Annotated in this window: 10 protein-coding genes; 3 read left to right on the forward strand and 7 right to left on the reverse strand. The window is 68.6% G+C overall.

Annotated features, from left to right (window positions below; genetic code table 11):
* Positions 1–3: 3 nt before the first annotated feature.
* The 5 genes from mrdA to E4191_RS13355 all read right to left on the reverse strand — a co-directional run bounded on the left by mrdA (position 4) and on the right by E4191_RS13355 (position 6286).
* The gene (mrdA, locus tag E4191_RS13335; protein ID WP_135313832.1) at positions 4–1950 is read right to left on the reverse strand and encodes a penicillin-binding protein 2; all 1947 of its coding nucleotides are present in this window, start codon (positions 1948–1950) and stop codon (positions 4–6) included.
* A gap of 54 nt (positions 1951–2004) precedes the next feature.
* On the reverse strand, positions 2005–2526 hold the full coding sequence (locus E4191_RS13340) for a rod shape-determining protein MreD (RefSeq protein ID WP_135313833.1): 522 nt from the start codon (positions 2524–2526) through the stop codon (positions 2005–2007).
* Positions 2523–3461, reverse strand: a complete 939-nt coding sequence (gene mreC / locus E4191_RS13345; RefSeq protein ID WP_135313834.1) for a rod shape-determining protein MreC — start codon at positions 3459–3461, stop codon at positions 2523–2525. Before mreC ends, E4191_RS13340 begins: the two co-directional genes overlap by 4 nt.
* Before the next feature lie 26 nt (positions 3462–3487).
* Complete coding sequence (locus E4191_RS13350; protein WP_135313835.1) at positions 3488–4522, reverse strand: rod shape-determining protein; 1035 nt, start codon at positions 4520–4522, stop codon at positions 3488–3490.
* Between the two features lie 201 nt (positions 4523–4723).
* Positions 4724–6286: a 2-isopropylmalate synthase gene (locus E4191_RS13355; RefSeq protein WP_135313836.1), complete on the reverse strand. Its 1563-nt coding sequence runs from the start codon at positions 6284–6286 to the stop codon at positions 4724–4726.
* A 363-nt stretch (positions 6287–6649) separates the two neighbouring features.
* Between E4191_RS13355 and E4191_RS13360 the strand changes: the two genes are divergently transcribed.
* The 3 genes from E4191_RS13360 (at position 6650) to fucP (ending at position 10114) form a co-directional block, all read left to right on the forward strand.
* Complete coding sequence (locus tag E4191_RS13360) at positions 6650–7084, forward strand: universal stress protein (RefSeq protein ID WP_135313837.1); 435 nt, start codon at positions 6650–6652, stop codon at positions 7082–7084.
* Positions 7085–7110: 26 nt separating this feature from the next.
* Positions 7111–8649 (forward strand): alanine/glycine:cation symporter family protein, encoded by a 1539-nt coding sequence (locus tag E4191_RS13365; RefSeq protein ID WP_135313838.1) that lies wholly within the window; start codon positions 7111–7113, stop codon positions 8647–8649.
* 163 nt (positions 8650–8812) lie between these two features.
* Complete coding sequence (gene fucP, locus E4191_RS13370) at positions 8813–10114, forward strand: L-fucose:H+ symporter permease (protein WP_135313839.1); 1302 nt, start codon at positions 8813–8815, stop codon at positions 10112–10114.
* On the opposite strand, the gene E4191_RS13375 is transcribed toward fucP, so the two are convergent.
* Together E4191_RS13375 and E4191_RS13380 are read right to left on the reverse strand one after the other, a co-directional pair.
* Positions 10111–10809 carry a CDP-alcohol phosphatidyltransferase family protein gene (locus tag E4191_RS13375; protein WP_135313840.1) on the reverse strand — a complete coding sequence of 233 codons (699 nt, stop codon included), beginning with the start codon at positions 10807–10809 and terminating at the stop codon, positions 10111–10113. The two genes, fucP and E4191_RS13375, sit on opposite strands and share 4 nt — an antisense overlap.
* Positions 10810–10858: 49 nt before the next feature.
* Complete coding sequence (locus E4191_RS13380; RefSeq protein ID WP_135313841.1) at positions 10859–11602, reverse strand: SseB family protein; 744 nt, start codon at positions 11600–11602, stop codon at positions 10859–10861.
* Positions 11603–11695 lie beyond the last annotated feature (93 nt).

Below are 11695 nucleotides of genomic sequence, written 5' to 3' on the forward strand. Positions count from 1 at the left end.
GTCTCAGGCCCTGCTGCGGCCGGGGCGCGGGGCCTCGGGGGTGTAGAGCTGCATGGCCTCGTGGCGGGCCTGCATCGCGGCGCGCTGGTCCGAGGGGATGGCATCGGCGGGCGGCAGGCCCCCGTTCAGCGCGAACAGAAGGATGTCGCGGGCGACGGGCGCGGCGGCGGTCGATCCACCACCGCCATGTTCCACCACCAAGGAAATGGCGTATTTCGGCGCCTCGACGGGCGCATAGGCCACGAACAGCGCATGGTCGCGCCGCGCCCAGGGCAGCTGGTCGTTCGAGATGACGCCGCGCGCGCGTTCGGCCACGGTGATGTTGCGCACCTGGCTGGTGCCGGTCTTGCCGGCCATGCGCCAGTCCTCGCGCGAGATGCGGGCGCCGCGGGCGGTGCCGCGGGCGCTGTTCATCACGGCGTCCATGCCAAGCCGCGCCACCCGCAGCGAGGCCTCGCTGATGTCCAGAGGCGGGGCCTCGGGGGCAGGCTGGCGCACCCCGTCGATGGACCGGACCAGATGCGGCGCGATTGCCCGCCCGGAGGCGATGCGCGCGGTCATCACCGCCAGCTGCAAGGGGGAGGCCAGCACGAAGCCCTGCCCGATCGAGGCGTTCAGGCTGTCGCCGATCTGCCAGGTTTCGCCGTGGCGGTTCATCTTCCATTCGCGGTCCGGCGCGATGCCCTCGGCCACCGCCGACATGGGCAGGTCGTGGCGCACCCCCAGGCCCAGCTTGCGGGCCATGATCGCCATGCGGTCGATGCCCACGCGCTGCGCCAGTTCGTAGAAATAGACGTCGCAGCTTTCCTCGAGGCTCTTGATCGCATCGACCGTGCCATGCCCGCCGCGCCGCCAGCAGTGGAAGCGCCGCCCCCCCAGTTCGGTATGGCCGGGGCAGTAGAAGCGCGTGCCCGCGTCGATCACCCCGGCCTCCAGCCCCGCCATCAGGGTGACCATCTTGAAGGTCGAGCCCGGGGGATAGACGCCCTGCACGGTCTTGTCGGCCAGGGGGCGGTGGTCGTGATCCATCAGGGCGCGGTATTCGGGGCTGCTGATCCCGCGCACGAACTTGTTGGGATCGAAGCTGGGGGACGAGCAGATCGAGATCAGATCGCCCGTCTGGCAGTCCATCACCACCGCGGCGGCGCTTTCCGTGCCCATCCGCTGCGCGGCATAGTTCTGCAGTGCAGCGTCCACGGTCAGCTGGACGGTGGCGCCCTGCTCGCCCTGCTGGCGCGACAGCTGGCGCATCTCGCGGCCCGCGCTGTTCACCTCGACCCGGCGGGCGCCGGCCTTGCCGCGCAGGACCGTCTCCAGCCGTCCCTCGACGCCGATCTTGCCCAACTGGAAGTCGGGCAGGCGCAGGACCGGGTCGGGATCCTCGATCCGCGACAGGTCGTAATCGCTGACCGGGCCGACATAGCCCATCACATGCGCGAAATCCCCCGCCCGCGGATAGGCGCGCGACAGCGCCGATTCGGGCGTGACGCCGGGCAGCGAGGGGGCGTTGACGGCGATGGCGCTGAACTGTTCCCAGGACAGGCGGTCGGCCAGCACGATGGGGGTGATCGCGCTGCGACGGGCGAATTCGTCGACCAGCTCGGCCATGCGGGCCTCGGAGATCGGGATCAGCTGGGACAGGCGGCGCAGGACCTGCTCGACATCGCCGCCCGCCTCCTCGCGGGTCAGGGTGACGCGATAGTTCTGCTCGTTCCCGGCGATGATGATGCCGGTGCGGTCCAGGATCAGCCCGCGCGAGGGCGGCAGCAGGCGGATCTTGATCGAGTTGCCGTCCGCCAGCATGCGGTATTCCTCGGCATGGTCCAGCTGCATCGACCGCATATTCAGCGCCAGCGTGGTGACCGTGGCCACCTGGATGCCGGCCAGCATCAGCCCGCGCCGGGTGATCTGGCGGGTGCTGTCGATGATCTCGCGTTGGGATTTCTTCATGCCGTCCCCGATCTGTCCCGGCCCCGTCCTGGGGGCCTTGCCTTGCGGCCGCCGCTATGTCGTCTCGCCGTGGCCGTTGCGGCGCAGACCCAGCAGCCAGCGCGCGGCGAAGACCACCAGCGGATAGGCCATGACCGTCGCCAGATATTGCAGGATCACCTGGCCGAGCGCCGCCACCGGCAGCAGGAACAGGATCTGCATCAGGCGATAGCCCAGCATCATGCCCCCGATGAGGATGCCGACGCGCAGCCATTCAACCATGAATGGTTGGTCGCGCCAACGGGGCTCTCGCAACCGTGCGGCTTCCGACCCGATCAGCACGACGGCGGCCCACAGGCCCAGGGGCCGCATCAGCAGAAGATCCTCGACCAGCACGGCCAGCACGATGACCGCGGCGGCCAGCTGGTCGGGGCGGCGCAGCACCCAGGCCAGGATCAGCGCCAGCCCCAGATCGGGGCCGGGCCAGCCCATGATCCCCTCGGACAGGGGCAGCAGGCGGATGAACAGCAAGGCCCAGGCCGCGCCCAGAAAGACCAGCGACCCCAGGACCAGGCTGCGGGTGGGGATCTGGATCACGGCGCGGTGCCCGGGTCCAGCGGATCGGTGGCCCGCGCCGCGTCCACGGGGGAGGTTGGCAACTGGGGGCCGATGACGTCGCGGCGCCCGCCCCGGATCACCGCCTGGCTGTCGACCACCGCCTCGGCCGGGTGGGACCGCAGCACGCGCAAGAACTCCAGCCGTTCGTAATCGGCGGCCATGCGCAGGCGCAGGCGGCCGTCGCTGCCCTGCGCCACCTGCCCCACCAGCAGCCCCGCCGGAAAGACCCCGCCATCGCCCGAGCTGACCACCCGGTCGCCCGGTCGGACATTGTCGCCCTGCTCCACGAATTCCAGCAGCGGCAGCGGCGTGTTGTCCCCCGTCAGCAGCGCGCGCTCGCCCGTGGGCTGCACCGTCACCGGCAGGCGCGAGGACGGGTCGGTCAGCAGCACCACCCGGCTGGTGCGGTTCCCCACGCCCGAGATGCGGCCCACCAGCCCCAACCCGTCCATCGTGGCCCAGCCCTCGATGATGCCGTCCTGCGCGCCCACGTTCAGCAGCACCGACTGGCGGAAGGCCGAGCCGCTGTCGACCATCACCACCCCCGTCACGCTGGTGAGGGCCGGATCGATGCGGACATTGTTCTGCGCCAAGAGCTTGGAGTTCTCCTGCTCCAGCTGGACGGCGGCCTCCTTCCAGGCGGACATGCGCTGCAATTCGCGGCGCAGCTCCTGGTTCTGTTCGTAGAGGCGGGCATAGCTCTGGAAGCCCGCGACCATCTGGGTCAGCCGCGTGACCGGCACCAGCGCCCATTCAAAGCGCGGCACGATCCGGTCGACCATTGCGGTGCGCATCTGTTCGGCGCGCGGGCTGTCGATGCGCCAGAACAGGAACAGCCCCAGCAGGGCCAGCGCCAGGATGGCGATCAGCACGCGCCGGACGGGCGTGGCGAAATCAGGACCCTTCTGCGCCATTCAGCGCTCCCTGCCTGCGGGCCGGATCAGCTGTCGTAGTCGATGACGTGACGCAGCTGCTTCTCGAACTCCAGCGCCTTGCCGGTGCCAAGTGCCACGCAGCTCATCGGCTGGTCGGCGAGGGAGATCGACAGGCCGGTCTGCTCGCGCAGCGCCAGATCCAGCTCGCCCAGCATCGCGCCGCCGCCGGTCAGCATGACGCCGCGGTCGACGATGTCGGCGGCCAGGTCCGGGGGCGTGGCTTCCAGCGCGACCATCACGGCCTCGCAGATCGCCTGCACGGGTTCGGACAGGGCCTCGGCAATCATCGCCTGGCTGATCTCGATCTCCTTGGGGATGCCGTTCAGCAGGTCGCGGCCCCGGATCATCAGCGTGGCGCCGCGCCCGTCATCGGGCATGCGGGCGGTGCCGATGCTGGTCTTGATGCGCTCGGCGGTCGATTCGCCGATCAGCATGTTCTGGTTGCGGCGCAGATAGTTGATGATCGCCTCGTCCATGCGGTCGCCGCCGATGCGGACGGACCGGGCATAGACCACGTCGCCCAGGGACAGCACCGCCACCTCGGTCGTGCCGCCGCCGATGTCGACGACCATGCTGCCGGTGGGCTCGGTGATGGGCATGCCCGCGCCGATGGCCGCGGCGATCGGTTCCGCGATCAGCCCGGCCTTGCGGGCGCCTGCGGAGAGGACCGACTGGCGGATCGCGCGCTTTTCAACGGGGGTCGCGCCATGGGGCACGCAGACGATGATCTTGGGCTTGGAGAAGGTCGTGCGCTTGAACACCTTCTTGATGAAATGCTTGATCATCTGCTCGGCGCTGTCGAAATCGGCGATGACGCCCTCGCGCATGGGCCGGATGGCCTCGATGCTGCCCGGCGTGCGGCCCAGCATCAGCTTCGCGTCCTCGCCAACGGCCAGCACGACCCGCTTGCCGTCCTTGACGTGATAGGCCACGACCGAGGGCTCGTTCAGGATGATGCCCTTGCCCTTGACATAGATCAGCGTGTTCGCCGTCCCCAGATCGATTGCGATGTCGGTCGAAAACAAACCGCCGAATGCCATGCCCGTGTCCTTTCGCGCCGGTTGTCCCGGCCTGCCCTGTTCTGATGTCCCGCAGGGGGGCGTTGCCCCCCGCTCGCCTGTCCAAGCGTCCGTATAGAGCCACGCCGCCCACCCGGAAAGCCCCGATGCGCGCGGGGCCGCGCGAAAGCGGTTTCTTGCACGTCCTGCGGGTGATGCGCCCGCAGGACAGAACCTTCAGGTTTAGTGCGAGTACATGCTGATCTGTCGGGCATCGCTGTCCCGGCCCGTCATCGCGCGGCGCAGGATCAGCCGGTTCAGCGCGCCGACATAGGCCTTGACCGAGGCCAGGATCGTGTCCGTGTCGGCGGCCTGGCCGGTGACGATGCGGCCCTCCTCCTCCATCCGGACGCTGACGGTGGCCTGCGCATCGGTGCCCTCGGTCACGGCATGGACCTGATACAGCAGCAGCCGTGCCTCGTGCGGAAAGATCTGCCGCACGGCGTTGAAGCAGGCGTCCACGGGACCGTCGCCGGTCGTCTCGGCCCGCCTTTCCTCGCCGCCCACAGTCATGGTCAGGTCGGCGGACTGCCCGTCGCTGCCGCAGACGACGCGCAGATGGGTGACCTGCAGGTGATCCTCGGCGGTGTTGGCGGCGGCGTCCAGCACCAGCGCGATGATGTCGTCGTCATAGACCTCCTTCTTGCGGTCGGCCAAGGCCTTGAAGCGCACGAAGATGTCCTTCAGCTGGTTGTCCCCGACCTCGTAGCCCAGATCGGCCAGCTTGGCCCGCAGGGCGGCGCGGCCCGAATGCTTGCCCATGGCGATGTTGTTCTCGGTCAGGCCGATATCGGCGGGGCGCATGATCTCGAAGGTCTCGACATTCTTCAGCACGCCGTCCTGATGGATGCCCGATTCATGCAGGAAGGCGTTCTTGCCGACGATCGCCTTGTTGAACTGCACCGGAAAGCCGGACACCGCGGCCACGCGGCGCGAGATGCCCATGATCTTGGTCGTGTCGATGCCGGTCCGGTAGGGAAGGATGTCGTTCCTGACCCGCATCGCCATCACCACCTCTTCCAGCGCGGTGTTGCCGGCGCGTTCGCCAAGGCCGTTGATCGTGCATTCGATCTGGCGAGCGCCCGCCTCGACCGCGGCCAGGGAGTTGGCGGTCGCCATGCCCAGGTCGTTGTGGCAATGCGTGGCGAAGATGATCTCGTCCGCGCCCGGCACGCGCTCCAGCAGCATGCGGATCAGGGCAGCAGATTCGCGCGGCGCGGTATAGCCCACGGTGTCGGGGATGTTGATCGTGGTGGCGCCCGCCTTGATGGCGATCTCGACCACCCGGCACAGATAGTCGTGTTCGGTCCGCGTCGCGTCCATGGGCGACCATTGCACGTTGTCGCACAGGTTGCGGGCATGGGTGACGGTCTGGTGGATGCGGTCGGCCATCTGGTCCATGTCCAGATTGGGGATCGCCCGGTGCAGCGGCGAGGTGCCGATGAAGGTGTGGATGCGGGGGCGCTTCGCGTGGCGCACCGCCTCCCAGCAGCGGTCGATGTCGGGGATCTGGGCGCGGGCCAGGCCGCAGATCACGCTGGTCCGGGCCATCCGCGCGATCTCGGAGACGGCGGCGAAATCGCCTTCCGAGGCGATGGGAAAGCCCGCCTCGATGATGTCCACGCCCATCTCGTCCAGCATCCCGGCGATTTCCAGCTTCTCGGCATGGGACATGGTGGCGCCGGGCGACTGTTCGCCGTCGCGCAGGGTGGTGTCGAAGATCACGACGCGGTTCTGATCGGTCATCTGTGGGGTCTTTCTTACGGTGCCGAGGGAAGGGTCCGGGCGCTGACCTGACTGAGCGGTGGCCCGGAAGACCCGCTCAGCGCAGCGTAAGAAGCAGCAGACCGCGGGACGGCACGGCCGGACGCGCGCCAAGGCGGGCGGTCGGGGCGGCGACAGGGGGATGCATCCGGGTCATGAGCGGGAATATGCCCCCCCGCGCGGGACTTGAAAACCCCTGATCGTCATCGCCCATGGACGAGGCAGTCCGGCCACAATCCCCGCCCGCCGTCATTGTAGCGACACATTTGGGCTGGCCCCACCCGCCAAGCCTGCCTATCGTTTCAGCACGACAACCCAGAAACGACACCAACAGATGAGGGAACGATGTCACGAAAGATCGTCGTGGGCTTCGACGGCAGCGATGCCTCGATGCGCGCCCTGGACTTCGCCATCACCCGTGCGCAGGCGCAGGGGGACAACATCCTGATCGCGCATGTGCTGGAATGGTCGCCCTACAGCTTCCTGACCGCCGCCGAGGTCGAGGAACGCCACCGCCGCCGCAAGGAGGAACTGCAGCGCGCCGAGACCGCCATCCTGACCCCGGTGGTCAAGCGCGTCGAGGCTGCGGGCATCCCCTGCGCCACCACCCTGCGCTATGGCCATATCGCCGAAACGCTGTGCCGCATCGCCAAGGACGAGGGCGCGGCCATGATCTTCATCGGCCGGATGGGCAATTCCGGCTTCGCCTCGCGCATCTTCGGATCGGTCGCGGCCACGCTGGCGCAGGTCTCGCCCGTGCCCGTGGTCATCGTGCCATGACCGGCGCCTCAACAGGGACAGCACCCATGAAAAAAGCAATCGCGCCGGCCGTCACAGCCCTCGCCGCGCTGACGGCCGCCCCTGCCGCCGCGCAGGGCATCGACGAGACGGTGAACCAGATCTTCGCGAATTCGACCGGCTGGTTCGTCAGCCTGATCTTTTCCAACTTTCCCGGCACGACCTTCCCCTGGATCGTTGGCTGGCTGGTGGTCGCGGCCAGCGTCTTCACCATCTATTTCGGCCTCATCCAGGTCCGCGCCTTCGGCCATGCCATCGCGCTGGTCCGGGGCGACTATTCGGACCCCAACGACGCGGGCGAGGTCAGCCATTTCCAGGCGCTGACCACGGCCCTGTCGGGCACGGTGGGCCTGGGCAACATCGCGGGCGTCGCGGTGGCCATCGGCATCGGCGGACCCGGCGCCACCTTCTGGATGATCCTCGCGGGGCTTCTGGGCATGGCGTCCAAGTTCACCGAATGCACGCTCGGGGTGAAGTACCGCAACGAATATGCCGACGGCACCGTGTCGGGCGGCCCGATGTACTACATGACCAAGGGCTTTGCCGAGCGCGGCCTGCCGGGCGGCAAGATCCTGGCGGTGCTGTTCGCGATCTTCTGCATCCTGGGCAGCTTCGGCGGCGGCAACATGTTCCAGGCCAACCAGGCCCATGCCCAGATCGCCAATGTCACCGGCGCCTATCCCGGCTGGATCACCGGCCTCGTCATGGCCATCGTGGTCTTCCTGGTCATCGTCGGCGGCCTGAAATCCATCGCCAGCGTGACGGAGAAGATCGTGCCCTTCATGGCGGCGGTCTATGTCGGCACGGCGCTGATCATCATCGGCATGAACTTCGACATGATCGGCACGGCGTTCAGCCAGATCCTGACGGGCGCCTTCACCAATGACGGCGTCGTGGGCGGGGCCATCGGCGCGCTGATCCAGGGCTTCCGCCGCGCGGCCTTCTCCAACGAGGCCGGGATCGGCTCGGCCGCCATCGCCCACAGCGCCGTGCGCACCAAGGAGCCGGTGACCGAGGGCTTCGTGTCCCTGCTGGAGCCGTTCATCGACACGGTCGTCATCTGCACGATGACCGCGCTGGTGATCATCATCACCGGCCAGCTGATCCAGGATCCGACCACCGGCCTCTTCCTGCTGAACGAGGCGGGCGACGGCATCCAGACGGTGACCGGCAATTCCGGCGTCACCCTGACCTCGGACGCGTTCAGCAGCGCCTTCGGCTGGTTCCGCTACATCCTGGTGCTGGCGGTGGTGCTGTTCGCCTTCTCGACCATGATCTCGTGGAGCTATTACGGGCTGAAGGCCTGGACGTTCCTGTTCGGCGAGGGCCAGACCAAGGAGCTGGTCTTCAAGATCATCTTCTGCATGTTCGTGGTCATCGGCGCCTCGGCCAATCTGGGCCCGGTCATCGACTTCTCGGATGCGATGATCTTTGCGATGGCGGTGCCCAACATCATCGCGCTGTACCTGCTGATGCCGGTCGTCAAGGCCGAGATGAACCGCTATCTCTCGCGCCTGAAGACCGGAGAGATCCGCAAGTTCGAATAGGGCCGTCCCCCCCCGGGGGCGAAAGACAGGGGCGCGGGCGCTGCGGCACCCGCGCCCCTGTCTCATGGCGGCCGTCATGACAAGGGGCGGAATTCGCGGTGGTCCGGCGCCCTGATCCGTGCGAAGGACGCGCCCCGACCCCTGAAAGCCTTCCGAGGATCCCATGACCAAGCCCCCCTTCGTCCATCCCGGCATGCGGCTGCCCTTCGCGCTGCTGGTGACCTGCTTCGCGGCCTGGGGGATCGCGGCGAACATGACCGACCCGCTGGTGCAGGTCTTCTCGCGCATCTTCTCGATGACCACGCTGCAGGCGTCCTTCGTGCAGTTCGCCTATTACGGGGCCTATTTCCTGCTGGCGCTGCCCGCGGCCTTCCTCAACCGGCGCTATTCCTACCGCACCGGGATCCTGACGGGGCTGGGCTGCGCGATCCTGGGGGCGTTCATGTTCTATCCGGCGGCGCAGGCGATGACCTTCGGGTTCTTCCTGCTGGCGCTGTTCCTGCTGGCGGGCGGGCTGTCGATCCTGGAGACCTCGGCCAATCCCTTCGTGATGGCCATGGGCCCCGAGGCGAACGGGACCCGCCGCCTGAACCTGGCGCAGGCCTTCAACCCGGTGGGCACCAACATCGGGGTCTTCCTGGCCGCGACGCTGATCCTGCCGCAGCTGAACGTCGCCAGCGCCGCCGACCGCGCCGCCATGGCGCCCGAGGCGCTGAACGCCGTCCGTCAGGCCGAGCTGCAGGCGGTGATGACCCCCTATGTGAGCTTCGCCTTCGTGCTGCTGGCGATCTGGGTCGCCATCGCGCTGATCCCCATGACCACCCGGCAGGAGCGGACGCAGGAGGCCGAGGCGCCGCTGCAGTTCGGCGCGACGCTGCGCCGCCTGATGTCGAACCGGCATTACGTCTTCGGCGTGGGCGCGCAGTTCTTCAACGTCGCGGCGCAGACCTGTGTCTGGACCTTCACCATCCCCTATGTGCTGGTGGCCCTGGGCGGGACCGAGGCGCAGGCGGGCTGGTACCTGCAGGCCAGCCTGATCGTCTTTCTGATCGCGCGCTTTGCCATGGTGGGGCTGATGGTGCTGATCCGGCCCGCCCTGCTGCTGGGGACGATGGCGCTGCTGGGCACGGCGCTGTGCTTCTACGCCGCCGCCGTGCCGGGTCTGGGCGGGGTCTGGGCGGTGGTCGCGGTCTCGGCCTGCCTGTCGCTGATGTTTCCCACCATCTACGGCATCGCCCTGCACGGGCTGGGGCAGGACACCAAGTTCGGCGCGGCGGGGCTGGTCATGGCGATCCTGGGCGGGGCGGTCATGCCGCTGGTCCATGGCGCGCTGATGGATGCGCAGGGCGCGGCGCTGGCCTATGTCGTGCCGGGCCTGTGCTTCCTGGCGGTGGCGGCGTTCGGCCTGTTCGACCTGCGCCACGGCGCAGGCGGCACCCGGTCGCAGGCCTCCGCGCGGGCCTAGCCGCGGCGGCGTCGCGGCATCAGCTGCTGGGCGCCGCCCGCGAAGAGCAGCCAGACCGACGTGGCGATCAGCCCCAGATTGGCCCAGCTTTGCGGGTGGAAGTCGACCAGCGCCGCCCAGCCCGCGAAGACCACCCAGGCCAGCGCCATCGGCAGCGTGATCAGGCGCCAGCGCTCGGTCCGCACGGGGTGGACGAACTTGATGTTGGTGAACATCGCGATGCTCAGCGCGGTGACGATCAGCAGGATGATCGTCCAGTGCGGCTCGACCGCGAACAGGACCAGCACGACCATGTTCCAGCAGCCCGGAAAGCCCGCAAAGGAGTTGTCGCGCGTCTTCATGCGGGTGTCGGCGAAATAGACCACGCTGGTGAAGACGATGACGATGATCGCGAACCAGCCCGTCCAGCCCGACAGCAGCCCCGACTGGAACAGCGCGAAGGCCGGGATGAACACATAGGTCAGATAGTCGATGATCAGGTCCATCAGCTCGCCGTCATAGGCGGGCCAGTTCGTCTTGACCTCGTAGCGCCGCGCCAGCGGGCCGTCGATGCCGTCCACGACGAAGGCCACGACCAGCCACAGGAACATCAGCGCCCAATCGGCCTGGACCGCGGCCAGCATGGCCAGCATGGCAAGGACCGCCCCGGTGGCGGTGAGAAGATGGACGGCAAGGGCCTTGTGACGCAACTGCATGCCGGTTTGTCGCAGGTTGACCCCGGCTCTGCAACCGCGCTTGGCCGCCTCAGCGCAGGATCGGGGGGCCCTTGGGCCGGGGCGCGGGTTCCTCGGGCGGAGGCAGGGCCAGATCGAAGAGCAGCGCGCCGGGGGGCGGCGGGGTCTCGGCAAAGCTGATGTCGACGCCACCGGGCTGCGGGGGCAGGAAGGCCAGCGCCTCGGACAGGGCCTTGGCGATGGCGGGCTGGCGGTCGACGGGCGCGCCCGCGATCAGCAGCAGATGCCCGCGATCCGCGCCGCCCGCGGCCCGGCTGCCGACCAGCGCGGCCCCCGCGATCAGCCCGCGCAGATCGGCCAGGCGTTCGGCCAGCGGCAGGCCCAGCACCCCGGCCACATCGGCGTCGGGCGCGGTCAGGCGCAGATGCGCCTCGCCCGTCTCGGGGGCGGCCTGAAGGGCGCCGGTCAGCCAGTCCAGCATCGTGGCGTCCAGCAGCATCTCGGACGGGTGGCCGGGATTGACCAGCAGCCCCGCCCCGTCGGCCTTCAGCAGCCCCGCCAGCACCCGCCCCGGCAGGGCGGCATAGGCCACGACCTGGCCGAAGAAATCGGCCAGCCGGTCCTCGCCGTCGCAGGCCAAGGCCACGCGCGCGCCGTCCAGATCGAAGATCTGCAATTCGACCGCGTCATGGACCGGCTCGCGCAGCAGGGCCACCGACAGTTCGGTATCGGCCAGCCGCGACAGCATCCGCGCGCGCTGCGGCGCGTCGGCGTCGTGAAAGGGAACCGGGGCAAGATCGTCCAGCGCGCTCATGTCGGGGGCCTTTCGGGGCAGGGACCGGACCTGCGTAATGGTCGCACCCGTCCCACGCAAGCGTGATTGCCCCTGCCGGTCAAGGCGCCGCAT

The sequence above is a fragment of the Paracoccus liaowanqingii genome, from assembly GCF_004683865.2.
Taxonomy (GTDB): Bacteria; Pseudomonadota; Alphaproteobacteria; order Rhodobacterales; family Rhodobacteraceae; genus Paracoccus; species Paracoccus liaowanqingii.